The 237-nt window shown below is 63.7% G+C and carries 1 protein-coding gene; it reads right to left on the bottom strand.

Annotation, left to right across the window (positions count from 1 at the left end):
- Positions 1-237 (bottom strand): hypothetical protein (locus tag SB756_RS35200; protein ID WP_410913898.1); only part of this gene is annotated, 237 nt, incomplete at both ends.

The raw sequence follows: 237 nt of genomic DNA, 5'->3' as shown, positions 1-237 counted from the left end.
GCAGCTCGACAAAGGCGTGGCGTGGCAATTGGCTGTTGCGCTCCAGGGAGGAACCCGGTGGCGCCACATAGGCTTGCTCATCCAACCGCAGAGCTTCGCCCTCCTTCAGGCCTCGCAAGCGCTGGCTAAGTTGTTCGGCCAAACCGCTGCGAGCGGTTGCATCGCTGTTCGCCGTCACTGTGCGGGTAAAAGCGTCGCGCCACTGCTGGCGCTTCTCAACGCTGATGGGCGGCCAAC

Origin of the sequence: Pseudomonas sp. SIMBA_068, assembly GCF_046534705.1 — a bacterium.
GTDB classification, from domain to species: Bacteria; Pseudomonadota; Gammaproteobacteria; order Pseudomonadales; family Pseudomonadaceae; genus Aquipseudomonas; species Aquipseudomonas putida.
The sequence above is the reverse complement of the archived record's forward strand: the minus strand, read 5'-3'. Positions and strand labels throughout refer to the sequence as shown.